The following is a 21,060-nucleotide window of genomic DNA, read 5'->3' on the forward strand; positions in this document are numbered from 1 at the left end:
TCGCAGCCCCGAAAAGGGCTGCGAACAGACCCATCACGCCTGAAGGAAACCGCACCATGAACCATGACGTCATCATCACCTGCGCACTCACCGGTGCTGGCGACACGACCGCCAAAAGCCCCCACGTGCCGGTCACCCCGAAACAGATCGCCGCGGCTGCCGTGGAAGCGGCCAAGGCCGGCGCCACCGTCGTGCATTGCCATGTGCGTGACCCGCAGACCGGCAAGTTCAGCCGTGACGTGGCGCTGTACCGCGAAGTGATGGAGCGCATCCGTGAGGCCGACGTCGACATCATCGTCAACCTCACCGCCGGCATGGGCGGCGACCTCGAAATCGGCGCTGGCGAGCACCCGATGGAGTTCGGCCCGAACACCGATCTGGTCGGCCCGCTGACCCGTCTGGCCCACGTTGAAGAACTGCTGCCGGAAATCTGCACCCTCGATTGCGGCACGCTGAACTTCGGCGACGGAGACACCATTTACGTCTCGACCCCGGCGCAACTGCGCGCCGGCGCCAAGCGCATCACCGAGCTGGGGGTGAAGGCCGAGCTGGAAATTTTCGACACCGGCCACCTGTGGTTCGCCAAGCAGATGATCAAGGAAGGCTTGCTCGACAACCCGCTGTTCCAGCTGTGCCTGGGCATCCCGTGGGGTGCGCCGGCCGACACCACCACCATGAAAGCCATGGTCGACAACCTGCCCGCCGATGCGGTGTGGGCCGGGTTCGGCATCGGCCGCATGCAGATGCCGATGGCCGCGCAAGCGGTGCTGCTCGGCGGCAACGTGCGGGTCGGCCTGGAAGACAACCTGTGGCTGGACAAGGGCGTGCTGGCCACCAACGGCCAACTGGTCGAACGCGCCAGCGAGATCCTCAGCCGCCTCGGCGCTCGCGTGCTGACCCCGGCTGAGGGCCGCAAAAAGATGGGCCTGACCCAGCGCGGCTAAATCATCACTCATTTCCCCCCTGTGGGAGCGGGCTTGCTCGCGAAGGCGGTGGCTCTGCCCATAAAGATGCGTGGGATGTACCGGCCTCTTCGCGAGCAAGCCCGCTCCCACAGGGTTCTGCGAATTCTTTCAGGAAATCACCATGAGCTTTATCACCGACATCAAAACCTTCGCCGCCCTCGGCAGCGGTGTCATCGGCAGCGGCTGGGTCGCGCGTGCCCTCGCCCATGGCCTCGACGTGGTGGCCTGGGATCCGGCGCCTGGCGCTGAAGCCGCGCTGCGCAAACGCGTGGCCAATGCCTGGGGCGCGTTGGAGAAAAACGGTCTGGCGCCCGGTGCTTCGCAGGATCGTCTGCGTTTTGTCGCGACCATCGAAGAATGCGTGCGCGATGCCGATTTCATTCAGGAAAGAGCCCCGGAACGCCTCAAGCTGAAACTCGATCTGCACAGCAAAATCAGCGCAGCGGCCAAGCCTAATGCCTTGATCGGATCGAGCACTTCCGGCCTGTTGCCGAGCGAGTTCTACGAGAGCTCGACCCACCCGGAACGCTGCGTGGTCGGCCATCCGTTCAATCCGGTTTACCTGTTGCCGCTGGTGGAAGTGGTCGGTGGCAAGAACACCGCACCGGAAGCTATACAAGCGGCAATGAAAGTCTACGAATCACTCGGCATGCGTCCGCTGCATGTGCGCAAGGAAGTACCGGGATTCATCGCTGACCGTCTGCTCGAAGCGCTGTGGCGTGAGGCGCTGCACCTGGTCAACGACGGCGTGGCGACGACTGGCGAGATCGACGACGCGATCCGCTTTGGCGCCGGTCTGCGCTGGTCATTCATGGGTACCTTCCTGACCTACACCCTCGCGGGTGGCGATGCCGGAATGCGTCACTTCATGTCGCAGTTCGGCCCGGCGTTGCAGTTGCCGTGGACCTATCTGCCGGCACCGGAACTGACCGACAAGCTGATCGACGATGTGGTCGATGGCACCAGCGACCAGCTCGGCCGCCACAGCATTTCAGCACTGGAGCGCTATCGTGATGATTGCCTGCTGGCGGTGCTGGAGGCGGTGAGGACCACCAAGGAGAAGCACGGAATGAGTTTCAGCGAGTAATCCTTGCTCAGCAGTTCCGGCCCCTTCGCGAGCAAGCCCGCTCCCACAGGTGAGCGCATTCCAATGTGGGAGCGGGCTTGCTCGCGAAGACGGCAGCCCAGTCACTATTAATGTTGGATCTGACATCATGCCCACTCTCACCACCTACCAAACCACCATCATCCCCGACTGGGTCGACTACAACGGCCATCTGCGCGACGCGTTCTACCTGCTGATTTTCAGCTACGCCACCGACGCGCTGATGGACCGTCTCGGCATGGACAGCAACAACCGCGAAGCCAGCGGCCACTCGCTGTTTACCCTTGAACTGCACCTGAATTACCTGCACGAAGTGAAGCTCGACGCCGAGGTCGAGGTGCGCACGCAGATCATCGGTCACGACAGCAAACGCCTGCACCTCTATCACAGCCTGCACCTGGCCGGCGACGACAAGGAACTGGCCGGTAACGAGCAGATGCTGTTGCACGTCGATCTCGCCGGCCCACGTTCCGCGCCGTTCACCCCGGACACCTTGAGCCGCCTGCAAGCCATCGCCGCCGAGCAAGTCGATCTGCCCGCCCCGGCTTACATCGGTCGGGTCATCGCCCTGCCACCCGCCCGTTAATCCCTCCCACGCAAGGAGCCGCCATGCACACCGCTGCCGCTGTTGCCGATTTCCGTACTTATCCGTTGATCAGCGCGCTGAGCGGCGTGCAGAACCTGACGGATCGCGTGTCGATTGCCTGGGCCGATGGCCGCGTCAGCCCGTTCCACCATGCCTGGCTGCGGGACAACTGTCCGTGCCCGCAATGCGTCTACAACGTCACCCGTGAACAGGTATTCGAGATCGTCGATGCTGCGCCGGATCTCGTCCCCGCCAACGCGCACATCGACAGCGACGGCTGTCTGCAGATCGATTGGCAGGATGGCCATCGCAGTCGCTTCGATCCGGGCTGGCTGCGCGCGCACGCCTATGACGACGAGTCCCGCGCCGAACGTCTGGCCGCCAAACCCAAGGCTTACCTGTGGCGCAGCGATTTGCAGCTACCGGTATTCGAATATTCAGCGCTGATGAACGACAACGGCGCGCTGCTGCAATGGCTGATCGCGGTGCGCGACATCGGCCTGACGCAAGTACGCGGCGTGCCCACCGAGCCGGGTTCGCTGAAGCTGATCGCGCAGCGCATTTCGTTCATCCGCGAGAGCAACTTCGGCGTGCTGTTCAACGTGCAGTCCAAGGCCGATGCCGACAGCAACGCCTACACCGCTTTCAACCTGCCGTTGCACACCGACTTGCCGACTCGCGAACTGCAACCGGGTCTGCAATTTCTGCATTGCCTGGTGAATGATGCCGAGGGTGGCGAGAGTATTTTTGTCGACGGTTTTGCGATTGCCGACGCGTTGCGTCAGGAAGCACCGGAGCTGTTTCAGGCGCTGTGCGAAATCCCCGTGGAATTCCGCAACAAGGATCGCCACAGCGACTATCGCTGCCTGGCGCCGATCATTGCGCTGGACGCGTTGGGCCGGGTCGCGGAGGTTCGCATGGCGAACTTTCTGCGCGGAGCGTTCGATACATCGGTGGAGCAAATGCCGCTGCTGTACCGGGCCTATCGGCGCTTGATCGCCATGACCCGTGAGCCACGTTTTCGCCTGATGCAGCGACTCAATCCGGGTGAACTGTGGTGCTTCGATAATCGCCGCACGCTGCATGCGCGCAATGCGTTTGATCCAGCGACCGGGGCGCGGCATTTCCAGGGTTGCTACATCGATCGGGATGAGTTGTTGTCGCGGATTCTGGTGTTGCAAAGGTAAACCGCGTCATCGTTCTTCGCGAGCAAGCCCGCTCCCACACTGGAATGCATTTCAAATGTGGGAGCGAGCCTGCTCGCGAAGGCGTCAGCGCCAACCACATCCCTCTCCCGGATTCACAGGCAAAAAAAGCCCCGATACAAGCCGTGACAGGATCGGGGCAGAGGGTACTGTTGAGGAGCTGCCAGTCGAGGGTGACCAAACCGTCTGTAGCGAGCTGAGGTCAGTGTGCCGACTCCCCCGGGCACTGAGTTAGCCGAAAACGACCTGTTCATAGCCGTCGCGGCCACTGTGACAAATCGCCCTTGCCGTGCCTCCACATGCCCACCAGAATCGAGTCACGACCTCCGTTGCCGAAGAAGGAAGCGCGCCATGATGTATGCCGATTTGATCGATCAGGAAGACTTGTTGGGCCAGCTCAAGGCATTGGGTTTTCAAGTGCCGAGCGGTTCGACCGCCGAGCAGGCCTGTGAGTGTGCGGTGCGTGGTCTGGACAATGTTCGCGCGTTTGAATTGCGCAAGATGGTCAAGGACATGTACACCAGCGGCGCCAGTATCCAGCCTGCGGTGCGCCAGGCGATCGACAAACAGTTGTTGCCGGCGTTGGCGCAATACCAACAGACCCACAGCGCCTGACGAGCAACTGTGGCGAGGGAGCTTGCTCCCGCTGGGCCGCGAAGCGGCCCCAAACCGGCAGATGCTCTATTCCAGATAAATCGCATTCGCAGGTTTAACGAGCGCTTCGCGCCCGAGCGGGAGCAAGCTCCCTCGCCACAAAAACTTTCCGGTCTACAGCCTTACGCTGGCAAACGTCGACTCATTACGCGCCTGACTCAACGCCGACATCGGTCCCGATAGCGGCGACATCACGATCGCCTGCGGCAGCGGCAGCATCGCCACTTGCTGGGTGGTGTTGGAGCCTACGCGTTCGTCACGCGGCGGAATGCCGAAGTATTCGCGGTAGCACTTGGAGAAGTGCGGCGTCGAGACGAACCCACACACCGACGCCACTTCGATGATCGACATCGGCGTTTGCTTGAGCAACTGCCGCGCGCGGATCAGGCGCAGCTTCAAGTAGTAGCGCGACGGCGAGCAGTGCAGGTATTTCTGGAACAGCCGCTCCAGCTGGCGACGCGACACGGCGACGTACACCGCCAGTTCGTCGAGGTCGATCGGCTCTTCCAGATTGGCTTCCATCAGCGCGACGATTTCCTGCAGCTTCGGCTGGTTGGTGCCGAGCATATGCTTGAGCGGCACACGCTGATGATCCTGCTCGTTGCGGATGCGTTCGTAAACGAACATTTCCGAGATCGCGGCGGACAGCTCACGCCCATGATCGCGGCTGATCAGGTGCAGCATCATGTCCAATGGCGCGGTGCCGCCGGAGCTGGTGAAACGGTTACGGTCGAGGGTGAACAGACGGGTGCTCATCGCCACGCGCGGGAATGCTTCCTGCATCGCCGCCAGACATTCCCAGTGCACACTGCAATCGAAACCGTCGAGCAGACCGGCGCAAGCCAAAGCCCAACTGCCGGTGCACACTGCGCCCAGACGCTTGGACTGACGCGCCTGGCTCTGCAGCCATGACACGTGTTCACGGGTCACGGTGCGTTGAATGCCGATCCCGCCGCAGACGATCACGGTGTCCAGGGGCGGAGCTTTGTGCATGGAGGCATCGGGGGTGATTTGCAGACCGTCACTGGCCCACACCTGACCGCCATCGACGGTCAGTGTGCTCCAGCGATACAGCTCACGACCGGACAATTGGTTGGCCATGCGCAGGGGCTCGACTGCGGAGGCCAGAGAAATCAGCGTGAAATTGTCCAGCAGCAGAAAGCCGATGGATTGAGGCGCACGGTTCTGGGGTTGGGCCCCGGAGTTGAACGACGTCATCGCGGTATCTCCTCACACAAAGCGGGTGATGGCCTCAGGCGGAGGCTCTTGTTATTGCCGGCGTTCTCGCGTGGGAGACGGGCTTTGTTATGACAGAGCAATTGCCATGCCTAAAATTGAATGGCTGTTCAATAACTCCTGAAAACGACGTCGCGACGTGTCTATTCAAGACGTCGGACACACGGTGTTTCGAAGTGCCATCAGCGGCGCCGAGAGCCCTGCCCCGCTGCCCGTGAGCAGATCGGTAGCACTTGTGGGAACGGGCTTGCGCGCAGTTGTTTCAGAGTGTCACCGCAAGCACGGGTGACGGACGGTAGGGAGTGCGAATGGCGCACTGCGAGTGGGAAAAGCTCTTATCTGATTGCGACGCGCTAAAAGGTGGCGCCTGCGGTTATGTGTGTTCCGTTAGCGAGCAGTTTTGACTGGTCTGGCGCTTCCAAATCAAACATAAATCCTGTGGCGAGGGGATTTATCCCCGATCGGCTGCGCAGCAGCCGTAAACCATTCAGCGCGGTGTGTCAGGCAACACTCGATTGCAGGATTTGGGGCCGCTTCGCAGCCCATCGGGGATAAATCCCCTCGCCACAGGACATCTCGGTCTCAGCATTCTACGGCGCTAACCGCCAAACCACCCCGCGAGGTCTCTTTATATTTGTCATGCATATCGGCGCCGGTATCACGCATGGTGCGGATCACCCGGTCCAGCGAGATGAAGTGCTGACCATCGCCGCGCAGGGCCATCTGCGCCGCGTTGATCGCCTTCACAGCGGCAATTGCGTTGCGCTCGATGCACGGCACCTGCACCAGGCCGCCGACCGGATCACAGGTCAGGCCGAGGTTATGTTCCAGGCCGATTTCCGCCGCGTTGCACAGTTGCTCCGGAGTGGCACCGAGGATCTCCGCCAGTCCCGCCGCCGCCATCGCGCAGGCCGAACCAACCTCGCCCTGGCAGCCGACTTCGGCACCGGAGATCGAGGCGTTCTTCTTGCACAGAATCCCCACCGCCGCCGCGCCCAGGAAGTAATCGACCACATTGGCGTCGGTGACCGCTTCGCTGAACTTCATAAAGTAGTGCAACACCGCCGGGATGATCCCCGCCGCGCCATTGGTCGGTGCGGTGACCATGCGCCCGCCCGCCGCATTTTCTTCATTGACCGCGAGGGCAAACAGGTTGACCCACTCCATGGCACTGAGGGTCGAGCCGATCACGTTGGGCTTGTTCAACTCCTGCAGGCTGCGATGCAACTTGGCTGCACGGCGACGCACATTGAGGCCGCCGGGGAGGATGCCTTCGTGCTTGAGGCCCTGCTCGACGCAATCCTGCATCGCCCGCCACAGCTTCATCAGCCCGGCACGGATTTCCTCTTCGCTGCGCCAGACCTTTTCGTTGGCCATCATCAGTTCGGCGACACGCAGGTTGTTCTTTTGGCACAGCTGCAGCAGTTCCACCGCGCTGGAAAAGTCATAAGGCAATTCCGTGCGATCCAGATCGACCACACCGCTGGATGCCTGCGCCTGATCCACGACAAAACCGCCACCGACCGAATAGTAGGTGTCGCGATGAATCTCGCCGTGATCGCCTTCGGCAACCAGAGTCATGGCGTTGGGATGGAACGGCAGGTTCTCGTCGATCAGGCGCATGTCGCGAGCCCAGACAAACGGCACCGACAGACGACCATCCAATAACAGCGTGTGAGTTTCGCGCAGCGCCTGAATGCGCGGGCCGATCTGCGACGGGTCGATTGCGTCCGGCCATTCGCCCATCAGTCCCATGATCACTGCGTTGTCGCTGCCGTGGCCGATACCGGTGGCCGACAGCGAGCCGAACAGTTGCACTTCTATACGCCGTACCTGTTCGAGCAGGTGCCGGTCGCGCAGCGCTTCGACAAACAGGGCGGCGGCGCGCATCGGGCCGACGGTGTGGGAACTGGACGGGCCGATGCCGATTTTGAACAGGTCGAAAACGCTGATAGCCATTGCTGCAGAGCTCCTGAGGATGCCGTTCCCGGGCGTTAAGCGCCCGCTGGCGGAGCTGCTACGCTCAAGCTGCGATCCGCCGGAATGCCCGCATCATCAGGCTTTTGTCAGGTCGCTCGGCGTCTGACACCGACGCACTCATGCCCACCAACGCCGTGCCGGTTTCCTCCCGTGTTTTCGCCGTTTTTATGCGGTTCAGATGGCCAAACGGGGTGGAAAAAAGCTGTAAACGACGTCACTGACACTGGATGCGACCATCCCTGTACTGGATACGACCCACCCTGTAGGCGTCAGATTTTCACTGGTACATGATCGTTATGACTCGATTGCAAGGCGCCGTGGTAGAGCTGTCTCCAGAACGCCATCCAACCGCAACCTATAAGTGCGGTGGTCCACAGTCGGAACACTGCCAAAAAAAACACCAAGGAGTCCATCCATGAAAGGTTCCCCGTCGTTGTTGTTGGCCGCCATGCTGAGTCTGCCGTTACTGGCTCAAGCCGCAGAACCGGCGCAGTGCAGTACCGTAAATTTCTCCGATGTCGGCTGGACCGACATCACCGCCACCACCGCCACCACGTCGGTGGTGCTCGACGCCCTCGGCTACAAGACCAAGACCACCATGATCTCCGTGCCCGTGACCTACAAGTCGCTGGCCGACGGCAAGAACATGGACGTGTTCCTCGGTAACTGGATGCCGACCATGGAAAACGACATCAAGGCCTACCGCGATGCCGGCACCGTCGAAGTGGTGCGCACCAATCTCAAAGGTGCCAAGTACACCCTCGCCGTACCGCAAGCCCTGTACGACAAGGGACTGCATGACTTCGCCGACATCGCCAAATTCAAGAAAGAGCTCGATGGCAAGATCTACGGCATCGAGCCTGGCAACGACGGCAACCGTCTGATCCAGAGCATGATCGACAAGGACGCTTTCGGTTTGAAAACCGCCGGCTTCAAGGTCGTCGAATCGTCCGAAGCGGGCATGCTCTCGCAGGTCGACCGCGCGCAGAAACGCGACACCGCCGTGGTCTTCCTCGGCTGGGCGCCGCACCCGATGAACAAGCGCTTCAAGATTCAATACCTGACCGGCGGCGATGACTTCTTCGGACCCGATTTCGGTGCTGCCACCGTGGCGACCAACACCCGCAAGGGCTACACCACCGAATGCAGCAACGTCGGTCAGTTGCTGAAGAACCTGGAGTTCACCGTCGACATGGAAAGTACCCTGATGGGCAACATCCTCGACGACAAGATGAAGCCTGAAGCGGCCGCCAAGGCCTGGCTGAAAAAGAACCCTCAGGTGCTCGATACCTGGCTCGCTGGCGTGACCACCATTGACGGTAAACCAGGCCTGGAGGCCGTGAAAGCCAAGCTCGCACAGTAATTGCCTTACGCCGGGCGAGTTCGCTCGCCCGGGCTGTTTATTCCTTGCATGCGGACGTTCACTACCATGCTGATTGATCAGAAAATCCCTTTAGGCCAGTACATCGCGGGCTTCGTTGAATGGTTGACGCAACACGGCGCCAGCACCTTCGACGCAATCGCCGTGACACTGGAAACGATGATCCACGGCGTGACGTTTGCGCTGACCTGGTTCAATCCCTTTGTCTTGATCGGCCTCATCGCCCTGCTCGCGCATTTCATCCAGCGCAAATGGGGGCTGACTGTTTTTGTGATTGCCTCGTTCCTGCTGATCCTCAACCTGGGGTACTGGCAGGAAACCATGGAAACCCTCGCCCAGGTCATGTTCGCGACCCTGGTCTGCGTGGTCATCGGCGTGCCGTTGGGCATCGTCGCCGCCCACAAGCCGATGTTCTACACTTTAATGCGTCCGGTACTCGATCTGATGCAGACCGTACCGACCTTCGTTTACCTCATTCCTACCCTGACCCTCTTCGGGTTGGGTGTGGTGCCGGGCCTGATCTCCACGGTGGTGTTCGCCATCGCTGCGCCGATCCGCCTGACCTACCTGGGCATCCGCGATGTCCCGCAAGAACTGATGGACGCCGGCAAGGCCTTCGGCTGCTCGCGTCGCCAATTGCTCTCACGGATCGAACTGCCTCACGCCATGCCGAGCATCGCTGCCGGCATCACCCAGTGCATCATGCTGTCGCTGTCGATGGTGGTGATCGCGGCACTGGTAGGCGCCGACGGACTCGGCAAACCGGTGGTCAACGCACTGAACACTGCTGATATCGCCCTGGGCTTCGAAGCGGGCCTGGCGATCGTACTGCTGGCGATCATGCTCGACCGTATCTGCAAACAACCCGACGCCAAAGTAGGGGGTGACGCATGAGCATAATTCGCTTCGATAACGTTGACGTGATCTTCACCAAGGATCCGCGCGAAGCACTGAAACTTCTCGATCAAGGTTTGACCCGCAGCGAGATCCTGAAAAAGACCGGGCAGATCGTCGGCGTGGAAAAGGCCAGTCTGGACATCAACAAGGGCGAGATCTGCGTACTGATGGGCCTGTCCGGCTCCGGCAAGTCAAGCCTGCTGCGCTGCATCAACGGCCTCAACACCGTGAGTCGCGGCAAGCTGTTCGTCGAGCACGAAGGCAAGCAGATCGACATCGCTTCCTGCACCCCGGCCGAACTGAAAATGATGCGCACCAAACGCATCGCCATGGTGTTCCAGAAGTTCGCCCTGATGCCGTGGCTGACGGTGCGCGAGAACATCAGCTTCGGTCTGGAAATGCAGGGCCGACCGGAAAAGGAACGGCGCAAGCTGGTCGACGACAAGCTCGAACTGGTGGGCCTGACCCAATGGCGCAACAAGAAGCCCGATGAACTCTCCGGCGGCATGCAGCAGCGTGTCGGCCTGGCCCGGGCGCTGGCGATGGACGCCGACATTCTGCTGATGGACGAACCGTTCTCGGCACTCGACCCGCTGATCCGTCAGGGCCTGCAGGATGAACTGCTGGAATTGCAACGCAAGCTGAGCAAGACCATCGTTTTTGTGAGTCACGATCTCGACGAGGCACTCAAACTGGGTAGCCGCATCGCGATCATGAAGGACGGCCGGATCATCCAGTACAGCGTGCCGGAAGAGATCGTACTGAACCCGGCGGACGACTATGTGCGCACCTTCGTGGCCCACACCAATCCGCTCAACGTCCTGTGTGGCCGCAGCCTGATGCGCACGCTGGACAACTGCAAACGCATCAACGGTTCGGTATGCCTCGACCCGGGTGGCGATTCGTGGCTGGACCTGGCCGAAGGCAACACGATCAAGGGTGCGCGGCAGAACGGTTCGGTACTGAACCTGCAGAACTGGGCACCGGGGCAAGCAGTGGAAGCGCTGGAGCGCAAGCCGACACTGGTGGACTCGAACATCGGCATGCGCGATGCGCTGCAGATTCGCTACCAGACCGGCAACAAACTGGTGCTGCACGACAACAACCATGTGGTGGGGATTCTGGGCGACAGCGAGCTGTATCACGCGTTGCTGGGCAAGAACCTGGGGTAAGAACCACAGACACAAAAACGCCGCGAGAGGATCGCGGCGTTTTTGTTTATCGGAATACAGGGCGTTCAGCGTTGGAGCTGATGGCCCCTTCGCGAGCAAGCCCGCTCCCACAGTTAAAATGCATTCCAATGTGGGAGCGGGCTTGCTCGCGAAGAATGCGGCACGGTGCTTCAGACAGAAACACCGCACCACCTACAACTTAGCTATACACCCGGCCAAGGAGCTGCCGATGGCTTTCAAACTGATCGAGCACATCGCGTGTGATCTGATCCTGCGTGAAGCCCATCAGGTCGTAGTCCTGGCTGCCGTTGTGCAAATACACCTCGGCGCGGTAGTAACGCTGGCGAGCTTCATCGGACTGGGCCGATTCGGTCGGGGTCGCCAGATAGCCGTCCAGGCTCACTTCGTAGACGAAAGGGTTACCCTCTTCCATCTCGACGCGCACGCCCATGCAGCGCTTGGATTTGCCCAGCAGCGTCTGCACTTCCAGACCCTGCGCACGCATTTGTGCGGCAGCGTCTTCCAGCGCCGGGCTGACCTGCTTGTCCATGAAACGCTGCACCACCGATTGGCTCGGTTGCAGATCCAGCTGCGTCAGACGCTCGCTGAAACCACGACGACCGCGCTCAGCCAGTTGCGCCTGCTCCTGTTCGATTTGCACGTCCTGGCGCATGGCCTTGTGCAAGCCGAACATGAAGAACACCAGCACCACCGAGAACGGCAGACCGGCCAGCACCACCATGGTTTGCATGGCTTCGAAGTTACCGGCGAACAGCAGACCGATGGTCACCAGCGTGATCACCACCGACCAGAAGATCCGCAGCCAGTGCGGCGCATCTTCATCAACGTTGCCGCCCTTGCAGGACAGATTCGCCATCATCACCGCGCCGGAGTCGGCCGGGGTCAGGAACAGCACGAAACCGACGAAGATCGACACACCGATGACGACTTTCGACGCCGGGTAGTGTTCCAGCAACTGGTAGATCGCCATCGACGGTTGTTCCAGCGCCGTCTTGCCGAGTTCCACCGCCCCCTGGTTCATCACCAGATCCAGTGCCGAGTTACCGAAGATCGACAGCCACGCCAGGGTGAAACCCAACGGGATCAGCAGTACGCCAGCGACCAGCTCACGCACGGTACGACCACGGGAAATACGCGCGATGAACATGCCGACGAATGGTGCCCAGGAAATCCACCACGCCCAGTAGAACAGGGTCCACAGGCCCAGCCAGCGGTCGGACTTGGCGCTGTCACCTTCATAGACGTACAGGTCGAAGGTCTTCAGCACCACGCCGTTGAGGTAGTCGCCGATGTTCTGCACGAAGCCGTTGAGCAGGTGCAGGGTCGGGCCGAACAGCAGGACAAAAATCAGCAGACCGCTGAACAGCACGATGTTCAGGTTGGACAGACGACGAATGCCATTTTCCACGCCGGACACGGCAGCAATGGTCGCCACGGTGCTCATCACGATGATCACGATCAGCAGGTTGGTGTTGCTGTGCTCCATGCCGAACAGGTTTTCCAGACCCGAGGACACCTGCAACGAGCCGATCCCCAGGTTGGTCACCAGACCCAGCAGGGTCACGAACATGCCGAAGCCGTCCACCGCGTGACCGGCCGCGCCTTTGACCCAACGCTCGCCGACCAGCGGATACAGCGCCGAACGCAGGGCCAATGGCTGGTTATGACGGTAAGCGAAGTACGCCACGGCCAGACCGACCAGCGCATAGATCGCCCAGCCGTGCAGGCCCCAGTGCAGGAAGGTCAGTTGCACCGCCTGACGCGCGGCCAGGTTGGTGGCCGATGCGCCTTCCGGCGGATTGAAGTAGTGGTCCAGCGGCTCGGAGGCGCCGAAGTACAGCAGCGAAATGCCGATACCCGACGAGAACAGCATCCCCGCCCAGGCGCCGTAACTGAAATCCGGAGTGTCGTCCTTGCTGCCCAGTTTGAGTTTGCCGTAGGAGGAAAACGCCAGGCCCACCACAAACACCAGGTAGGCGGCGATCACCACCATGTAGTACCAGCCGAAGCTGCGCGACAACCAGGCCTGAGCGATACCCAACAATCTGCCGGCCTCTTGCGGGGCGATGATCAGAATGGCGGTCAACAACAGAATCAACGCGGTAGAGGTGTAAAACACCCAACCGTTGACCGTCACCTTCTCGGGCGGGGTCTTTATAAGAGAGGCAGAACTCATGGCACAAATGCTCCAGGCAGTGCGAGAGAAGAACACAAGGCAACACGGAACCCGACCAATCGGTTAGTTGGCAGCCGACCGGCGGGTGATATAAAGACACCCCGAAAAAAGCCCGAACCTGCCGAAATGGCGTTGCGAATCGCTTTCGTGGCCAAAGCTGTGCGGACGTTCATCCGAAACCTGGCCCCGAGCGTCTTGCCCATTCAACACGTCCATCGAACAGCGAACCGCGCCATGCCCCACGCAGGTTTCAAGCATTTTCGGATGTCGTTTTATCGCCATTTACAAGCAGAAAAAATCTGTAGGCAGCGACGATTTGTCGCAGATCTTATTCTTTGTTGATTGAACGTTCAATCAAAACAAAATAGACTGGCCCTCAATCCGATAGGCGTTTATCGCCCTTCGGAAGGCCTAAGGAGATGTGCAAGATGCCCAAGGTCGGTATGCAACCCATCCGCCGCCAACAACTGATCGAAGCCACGTTGCAGGCGGTCGATCAGGTCGGTATGGGGGACGCCAGCATTGCGCTGATCGCCCGTTTGGCCGGTGTCTCGAATGGCATCATCAGTCACTACTTTCAGGACAAGAACGGCCTGATTGCCGCCACGATGCGGTATCTGATGAACGTCCTCAGCGAGAACGTCACCGCGCGCCGGCAGGCGCTGGCAGACAGCAGCCCACGGGCGCATCTGCAGGTGATCATCGAAGGCAACTTCGACGCCAGCCAGGTCAATGGCCCGGCAATGAAAACTTGGCTGGCCTTCTGGGCCACCAGCATGCACCAGCCGTCTTTGCACAGGTTGCAGCGGATCAACGATCACCGTCTGTATTCCAACCTGTGCTGCGAGTTCCGCCGTGTGTTGCCGCTCGAAGATGCGCGCAGCGCCGCGCGTGGACTGGCAGCGTTGATCGACGGCTTGTGGTTGCGCGGCGCGCTGTCGGGAGACGCTTTCGACACAGCGCAGGCGCAACAGATCGCGTACGAATACATGGATTTCCAATTGGCCAAGCAGGTGAGCCAGAGCACACAGAAAACGCTCGGTACCTGAACCGCCACCGCAGTTTCAGCGCGGTGGTCGACGCCAACCACTAATGCACTTGCGAGGACACTATGGCCCGTTTCGAACTGCAAAAACTCTACATCGATGGCGCGTACTCCGACGCTGGCAGCGATGCCACTTTCGAAGCCATCAACCCGGCGAACGGTGAAGTCCTCGCCCAAGTGCAACGTGCGACCAAGGAAGACGTCGAGCGTGCTGTGGTCAGCGCTGAAAAGGGCCAGAAAATCTGGGCCGCGATGACCGCCATGGAGCGTTCGCGCATCCTGCGTCGCGCCGTCGACATCCTGCGCGAGCGCAACGATGAGCTGGCTGCTCTGGAAACCCTCGACACCGGTAAAGCCTTCTCCGAAACCAAATACGTCGACATCGTCACCGGCGCCGACGTGCTGGAATACTACGCAGGCCTGGTGCCGGCGATCGAAGGCGAGCAGATTCCGCTGCGCGACACTTCCTTCGTCTACACCCGTCGCGAGCCACTGGGCGTGGTCGCCGGTATCGGCGCGTGGAACTACCCGATCCAGATCGCGCTGTGGAAATCCGCACCGGCCCTGGCTGCTGGTAACGCGATGATCTTCAAGCCAAGCGAAGTCACCTCGCTGACCACCCTGAAACTGGCCGAAATCTACACCGAAGCCGGCCTGCCAAACGGCGTGTTCAACGTGCTGACCGGCAGCGGCCGTGAAGTCGGCACCTGGCTGACCGAGCACCCGCGCATCGAGAAAGTCTCCTTCACCGGCGGCACCGACACCGGCAAGAAAGTCATGGCCAGCGCTTCGGCTTCGTCGCTGAAAGACGTGACCATGGAACTGGGCGGCAAGTCGCCGCTGATCATCTGCGACGACGCCGACCTGGATCGCGCCGCCGACACCGCGATGATGGCCAACTTCTACAGCTCCGGTCAGGTCTGCACCAACGGTACTCGCGTATTCGTACCGAGCCACCTGAAAGCCGCTTTCGAAGCCAAGATCGTCGAGCGCGTAGCGCGCATCCGCATCGGCAACCCGGAAGACGAAAACACCAACTTCGGCCCACTGGTCAGCTTCGCCCACATGGAAAGCGTGCTGGGCTACATCGCCAAGGGTAAAGAAGAAGGTGCCCGCGTGCTGTGCGGCGGCGAGCGTCTGACCGACGGTGAATTCGCCAAAGGCGCATTCGTCGCGCCGACCGTGTTCACCGACTGCACCGACGAAATGACCATCGTTCGTGAAGAAATCTTTGGCCCGGTGATGGCGATCCTCTCCTACGAGACCGAAGAAGAAGTGATCCGCCGCGCCAATGACACCGACTTCGGCCTGGCCGCCGGTATCGTCACCAAAGACCTGAACCGCGCGCACCGCGTGATTCATCAACTGGAAGCCGGTATCTGCTGGATCAACGCCTGGGGCGAGTCCGACGCGAAGATGCCGGTTGGCGGTTACAAGCAGTCGGGCGTGGGCCGTGAAAACGGCATCAGCTCGCTGACCAACTACACACGCATCAAATCGGTACAGGTCGAGCTGGGCGATTACGTCTCGGTGTTCTGATTGTGGCGAGGGGATTTATCCCCGATGGGCTGCGAAGCAGCCCCCCTCCAGACACTGCTGTTCTCCAGATAGATCTCAATCGCTGATTTCAGGACTGCTGCGCAGCCGGTCGGGGATAAATCCCCTCTCCACAGGGGATTTTCTCCTCAGCACAGGTTTTGCAGTGTTCCGGCGATCTTGACCTGACCACATCTAAAGAGGGTGCATTCAATGTCCCAAGAATTCGATTACATCATCATCGGTGCCGGCTCGGCCGGTAACACCCTGGCGACCCGTCTGACTGAAGACGAAGGCGTCACCGTGCTGCTGCTCGAAGCAGGCGGCCCGGACTACCGCTTCGACTTCCGCACGCAAATGCCGGCCGCGCTTGCATTCCCGCTGCAGGGTCGTCGCTACAACTGGGCGTACGAAACCGATCCGGAGCCACACATGGACGGCCGCCGGATGGAGTGCGGTCGCGGCAAAGGCCTTGGCGGCTCCTCGCTGATCAACGGCATGTGCTACATCCGTGGCAACGCGATGGACTACGACGGCTGGGCGAAGCTGCCAGGTCTGGAAGACTGGTCGTACCTCGACTGCCTGCCGTACTTCCGTAAAGCGGAAACCCGCGATATCGGCCCGAACGACTACCACGGTGGCGACGGCCCGGTCAGCGTGACCACGCCGAAGGCGGGCAACAACCCGCTGTTCCACGCCATGGTTGAAGCCGGCGTGCAGGCCGGTTACCCGCGCACCGAAGACTTGAACGGCTACCAGCAGGAAGGCTTCGGCCCGATGGACCGCACCGTGACGCCGAACGGCCGTCGTGCTTCCACCGCCCGTGGCTACCTCGACGTCGCCAAAAAGCGCTCGACCCTGACCATCGTCACCCACGCCCTGACCGACAAGATTCTGTTCGAAGGCAAGCGTGCGGTCGGCGTGCGGTACCTGGTCGGTTCGGCAGAAGAGCGTGTTGAAGCCAAAGCGCGCAAGGAAGTCCTGCTGTGCTCCGGCGCCATCGCTTCGCCGCAGATTCTGCAGCGCTCCGGTGTCGGCCCGGCAAAACTGCTGGAAAGCCTCGACATCCCGGTGGTGCATGACCTGCCGGGCGTCGGTGAAAACCTGCAGGATCACCTTGAGTTGTACCTGCAATACGCTTGCACCCAACCGGTCTCCCTGTACCCGTCGCTGCTCTGGTACAACCAGCCGGCCATCGGTGCCGAGTGGCTGTTCAACGGCACCGGCATCGGCGCCAGCAACCAGTTCGAAGCTGGCGGTTTCATCCGTTCGCGTCCGGAATTCGAGTGGCCGAACATCCAGTACCACTTCCTGCCGGTAGCGATTAACTACAACGGCAGCAACGGTGTGAAAGAGCACGGCTTCCAGGCACACATGGGTTCCATGCGTTCGCCGAGCCGTGGTCGCATCCAGTTGAAGTCCAAGGATCCGCGTCAGCACCCGAGCATCCTGTTCAACTACATGGCCACCGAGCAGGACTGGCAGGAGTTCCGTGACGGCATCCGCCTGACCCGCGAAATCATGCAACAGCCTGCGCTGGACGCTTTCCGTGGCCGCGAAATCAGCCCGGGCATCGACGTGCAAACCGATGAGCAGCTGGACAAGTTCATCCGCGAGCACGCCGAAACCGCGTTCCACCCGTCCTGCTCGTGCAAGATGGGCACCGACGAGATGGCCGTAGTGGATGGCGAAGGTCGCGTGCACGGTATGCAGAGCCTGCGTGTGGTCGACGCTTCGATCATGCCGATCATCACCACCGGTAACCTGAACGCGCCGACGATCATGATCGCCGAGAAAATCGCCGACAAGATCCGTGGCCGCAAGCCTCTGCCGCGTAGCAATGCTGCCTACTACGTTGCTGGCGGTGCGCCAGTGAAGGGCAAGCCGATGCGTGATATCACCCCGGCTGCTCAGTAAGACGTAATACCGAGGCGCTACCTTCGTCGGAACGCCGCCCGGAGACAAGCTCGCTCCCACATTGGAATGCATTTCAAAGGTGGGAGCGAGCTTGCTCGCGAAGGGGCCCTCACATTCAGCACAAATTCCCCTGCTGCACAGTAAATCCTCCTACACCCCCTCTTCACTTGATCCTACCCCCACGCAGGCCTACTCTAGACCTCGCGCAATCGTTTCCCCCCTCCCCGCCGAATCGCTTCACCCCGCAACTCCATAACAAGGAGGTTCCCGAATGTTCGATTTCCACCCCCAGCTCAAGCAGCGCTTCGCTGCCTTGCGCACGGGCGCCGAGTTTTTTTCCCTGCGGTATGTACGCGAGTCCGGCCAGTACCTGTCGGTGCGCAAGAACGTCGCCGAGCCGCCAAGCCTGAGCCGCGACGAAGGCGCGATGCTCACTGTGCGCGTCAACGGCGTCGAGGCTTACGCGGCGACCAACGACCTGTCGCAGCAAGGCCTGCAAGCCACCCTTGAGCGCGCCGAACAGCAGGCCCGGCGACTGAAGCCGCACGCCTTGCTCGACCTGCGCAACCAGCCGGTGTCGAGCGATCGCGCTGATTACTTTTCGCCCAATCTTGAGCAACCCTTCCCGTCCCTGAGCGAATGCTTCGAGCTGCTCGGCGCGGAATCCGCCTCGGTGCCAAAGGATGAGCGCCTGGTGAACTGGGAAGCGAGCATCGGCATCACCCACGTCGAGCAGATCTACCTGAGCAGCGCCGGTGCCGAATTGCGCCAGGCCCAGCGCTTCGTCTATCCGAGCCTGGATGTCACCGCCTACGACGGCCACGACAGCCAGACCCGCTCCCTCGGCCGCGAGAACTTCGGCCAGCAGGGCGGCGCGGACGTGATCAGCCGTTGCGGCCTGGTCGGCGCCGGCCCGAAAGTGGCCGATCAGGCCCTGCAACTGCTGCTCGCGCCGAACACCCCGCAAGGGCCGCGCGATCTGTTGCTGATGCCTGACCAGATGATGCTGCAGATCCACGAGTCGATCGGGCACCCGCTGGAGCTCGACCGCATCCTCGGTGACGAGCGCAATTACGCCGGCACCAGCTTCGTCAAAACCAGCGACTTCGGCAGCCTGCAATACGGCTCGAAGCTGCTCAACGTGACCTTCGACCCGGACATTCCCGAAGAGCTGGCCAGCTACGGCCACGATGACGACGGGACCAAGGCCAGCAAACAATTCCTGATTCGCGAAGGCTTGCTGCTGCGGCCACTGGGGGGCGCGCTGTCGCAGTTCCGCGCCGGTCTCGACGGCGTTGCCAACAGCCGCGCCTGCGGCTGGAACCGGCCGCCGATCGACCGCATGGCCAACCTCAACATCGAGCCGGGCGATCAGTCGCTGACGCAACTGATCAGCGGCATCGAGCATGGCATTCTGATGAGCACCAACCGTTCGTGGTCGATTGACGACGCGCGCAACAAATTCCAGTTCGGTTGCGAGTGGGGTCAGTTGATCGAGAACGGTGAACTTAAAGGTGTGGTGAAAAATCCGAACTACCGGGGCATATCCGCGCACTTCTGGAAGAGTCTGCGCGCGGTCGGCGATGCCGGCACCCGTAGGGTGCTGGGCACGCCAAACTGCGGCAAGGGCGAGCCGAACCAGGTGATCCGCGTCGGCCACGCTTCACCGGCCTGCGTATTCAGCAACGTTGATGTGTTTGGGGGAGACGCCTGATGAGCATTTCGAAGAGTCAGTCCGACGCCTTCAAGGTCATGGTCAATTGGCTGCGCGACAGCGTGCGCGAGCCGGAACAATTCACCCTCAGCTATGCCGCCGAATCCTCGGCGTTCGTGCGTTTCAATCACGCCAAGGTGCGTCAGGCCGGCCAGGTGCAGCAAGCCGACGTCGGGCTGAAGCTGATCAACGACGGGCGTCACGCCGATCTGCACATCACCCTGTCCGGTGATCAGGAAGCCGATCTGCAACGCCTCGCCGAAGGCCTGCAACAACTGCGCGAAACCCTGCCGCTGCTGCCACAGGATCCGTACCTGCTGCTCAACCACAACGGCTGGCAGAGCAACAACGTGCAGGAACATCCGCTGCCGGACACCGAGCAGGTAGTCGAGGAAATCTGCACCGCTGCTGAAGGTCTGGATCTGGTCGGATTCTATGCTGCCGGCCCGATCAGCCGCGGTTTCGCCAGTTCCTCGGGGGCGTTCGGCTGGCATCAGGCCAACAGCTTCAACTTCGACTTCAGCCTGTTCCACGACAACGGCGAAGCAGTGAAAGCCAGCTACGCCGGGCACGAGTGGAGCAGCGAAGGCTTCACCCGACGCTTCCAGCAGGCCCGCGAGCAACTGGCGTTCCTTGGTCGACCGTTACGCACCCTCGCACCGGGGCAATACCGCGCGTACCTGGCGCCGGCCGCGCTGGAAGAAATCATGGGCATGCTCAGCTGGGGCGGCTTCTCGGCGCAGTCGATTGCCAGCAAAAGCAGCCCGCTGCAGAAGCTGTATGTCGGCGATCAGACGTTCAGTCCGCTGGTCTCGCTGGATGAGCAAGTCAGCGGTTCGTTGAGCCCGGCATTCTCCGGCGAGGGTTATCCGCGCAGCGATCTGCGGCTGATTGTCGAAGGCAAGGCCGGCGATCAACTGGTCGGTTCGCGCAGTGCCGCCGAGTACGGCCTGACCGCCAACGGCGCCAGCGGCGGTGAAATGCCAAGTGCGCTGAACATGGCCGCCGGTGATCTGTCACAGGCAGAGATCCTCAAGCAGTTGGGCACCGGGCTGTACATCAGCAATCTGTGGTACCTGAACTACTCGGATCAACCGGCGGCGCGCCTGACCGGCATGACCCGCTTCGCAACTTTCTGGGTCGAGAACGGCGAGATTCAGGCGCCGGTCAGCACCATGCGCTTCGACGACAGCGCCTACAGTCTGCTGGGTTCGCAGCTGGAAGCATTGACCGCCGAGCGTGAGTTGCTGCTGTCGGCGAGCACGTATAGCCAGCGCAATACCTCGTCGGCGTTGTTGCCGGGGGCGCTGGTGAGCCGACTGACCTTGACCCTGTAAACGCAAACCTCCAGCACACCTTGGGATCAAGTACTGGAGTGAACCCTGTGGCGAGGGGATTTATCCCCGATGGGTCGCGTAGCGGCCCCGCTTTTAAAATCAAATGCAGGGGACTGCTGCGCAGTCCATCGGG

Annotated in this window: 16 protein-coding genes; 13 read left to right on the forward strand and 3 right to left on the reverse strand. The window is 61.1% G+C overall.

Annotated features, from left to right (window positions below; translation table 11 throughout):
- Positions 1–56: 56 nt before the first annotated feature.
- The 5 genes from E3Z29_RS29175 (at position 57) to E3Z29_RS29195 (ending at position 4,476) form a co-directional block, all read left to right on the forward strand.
- Positions 57–944 carry a 3-keto-5-aminohexanoate cleavage protein gene (locus E3Z29_RS29175; protein WP_086793588.1) on the forward strand — a complete coding sequence of 296 codons (888 nt, stop codon included), beginning with the start codon at positions 57–59 and terminating at the stop codon, positions 942–944.
- Positions 945–1,086: 142 nt separating this feature from the next.
- Entirely contained in the window at positions 1,087–2,052 is a 966-nt protein-coding gene (locus E3Z29_RS29180; RefSeq protein ID WP_134787515.1) for an L-carnitine dehydrogenase, read from the forward strand.
- A 127-nt stretch (positions 2,053–2,179) separates the two neighbouring features.
- The gene (locus E3Z29_RS29185) at positions 2,180–2,656 is read left to right on the forward strand and encodes a thioesterase family protein (RefSeq protein ID WP_103368835.1); all 477 of its coding nucleotides are present in this window, start codon (positions 2,180–2,182) and stop codon (positions 2,654–2,656) included.
- Between the two features lie 23 nt (positions 2,657–2,679).
- Positions 2,680–3,843: a gamma-butyrobetaine dioxygenase gene (locus E3Z29_RS29190; RefSeq protein ID WP_134787516.1), complete on the forward strand. Its 1,164-nt coding sequence runs from the start codon at positions 2,680–2,682 to the stop codon at positions 3,841–3,843.
- A gap of 369 nt (positions 3,844–4,212) precedes the next feature.
- Positions 4,213–4,476 carry a hypothetical protein gene (locus tag E3Z29_RS29195; protein WP_103304375.1) on the forward strand — a complete coding sequence of 88 codons (264 nt, stop codon included), beginning with the start codon at positions 4,213–4,215 and terminating at the stop codon, positions 4,474–4,476.
- A gap of 153 nt (positions 4,477–4,629) precedes the next feature.
- On the opposite strand, the gene E3Z29_RS29200 is transcribed toward E3Z29_RS29195, so the two are convergent.
- A complete protein-coding gene (locus tag E3Z29_RS29200) occupies positions 4,630–5,733 on the reverse strand; it encodes a GlxA family transcriptional regulator (protein ID WP_007949927.1) in 1,104 nt (367 codons plus the stop codon).
- Positions 5,734–6,333: 600 nt separating this feature from the next.
- Entirely contained in the window at positions 6,334–7,710 is a 1,377-nt protein-coding gene (locus E3Z29_RS29205; protein ID WP_007962642.1) for an L-serine ammonia-lyase, read from the reverse strand.
- 436 nt (positions 7,711–8,146) lie between these two features.
- On the opposite strand from E3Z29_RS29205, the gene E3Z29_RS29210 reads away from it, so the two are divergent.
- From E3Z29_RS29210 to choV, 3 genes are all read left to right on the forward strand, one after another.
- Positions 8,147–9,094, forward strand: coding sequence for a choline ABC transporter substrate-binding protein (locus E3Z29_RS29210; RefSeq protein WP_027610641.1), 948 nt, complete (start codon positions 8,147–8,149; stop codon positions 9,092–9,094).
- Positions 9,095–9,160: 66 nt separating this feature from the next.
- The gene (gene choW / locus E3Z29_RS29215; protein WP_007962645.1) at positions 9,161–10,006 is read left to right on the forward strand and encodes a choline ABC transporter permease subunit; all 846 of its coding nucleotides are present in this window, start codon (positions 9,161–9,163) and stop codon (positions 10,004–10,006) included.
- Positions 10,003–11,181 carry a choline ABC transporter ATP-binding protein gene (choV, locus tag E3Z29_RS29220; RefSeq protein WP_007962646.1) on the forward strand — a complete coding sequence of 393 codons (1,179 nt, stop codon included), beginning with the start codon at positions 10,003–10,005 and terminating at the stop codon, positions 11,179–11,181. The genes choW and choV overlap by 4 nt, the downstream gene beginning before the upstream one ends.
- Positions 11,182–11,380: 199 nt before the next feature.
- Here the strand turns inward: choV and E3Z29_RS29225 are convergent, their stop codons facing one another.
- Entirely contained in the window at positions 11,381–13,321 is a 1,941-nt protein-coding gene (locus E3Z29_RS29225; protein ID WP_256662092.1) for a BCCT family transporter, read from the reverse strand.
- Between the two features lie 485 nt (positions 13,322–13,806).
- Here E3Z29_RS29225 and betI point away from each other — a divergent pair, with 485 nt between their 5' ends.
- The 5 genes from betI (at position 13,807) to E3Z29_RS29250 (ending at position 20,927) form a co-directional block, all read left to right on the forward strand.
- On the forward strand, positions 13,807–14,427 hold the full coding sequence (gene betI / locus E3Z29_RS29230; protein WP_041063389.1) for a transcriptional regulator BetI: 621 nt from the start codon (positions 13,807–13,809) through the stop codon (positions 14,425–14,427).
- Positions 14,428–14,489: 62 nt separating this feature from the next.
- The gene (gene betB, locus E3Z29_RS29235; protein WP_027610639.1) at positions 14,490–15,962 is read left to right on the forward strand and encodes a betaine-aldehyde dehydrogenase; all 1,473 of its coding nucleotides are present in this window, start codon (positions 14,490–14,492) and stop codon (positions 15,960–15,962) included.
- A gap of 210 nt (positions 15,963–16,172) precedes the next feature.
- Positions 16,173–17,876: a choline dehydrogenase gene (betA, locus tag E3Z29_RS29240; RefSeq protein ID WP_098966005.1), complete on the forward strand. Its 1,704-nt coding sequence runs from the start codon at positions 16,173–16,175 to the stop codon at positions 17,874–17,876.
- A gap of 271 nt (positions 17,877–18,147) precedes the next feature.
- Positions 18,148–19,590 carry a TldD/PmbA family protein gene (locus E3Z29_RS29245; protein WP_134787518.1) on the forward strand — a complete coding sequence of 481 codons (1,443 nt, stop codon included), beginning with the start codon at positions 18,148–18,150 and terminating at the stop codon, positions 19,588–19,590.
- Positions 19,590–20,927: a TldD/PmbA family protein gene (locus E3Z29_RS29250; protein ID WP_134787519.1), complete on the forward strand. Its 1,338-nt coding sequence runs from the start codon at positions 19,590–19,592 to the stop codon at positions 20,925–20,927. The genes E3Z29_RS29245 and E3Z29_RS29250 overlap by 1 nt, the downstream gene beginning before the upstream one ends.
- Positions 20,928–21,060: the final 133 nt, after the last annotated feature.

It is taken from the genome of Pseudomonas sp. S150, assembly GCF_004526365.1.
Taxonomy (GTDB): Bacteria; Pseudomonadota; Gammaproteobacteria; order Pseudomonadales; family Pseudomonadaceae; genus Aquipseudomonas; species Aquipseudomonas putida_A.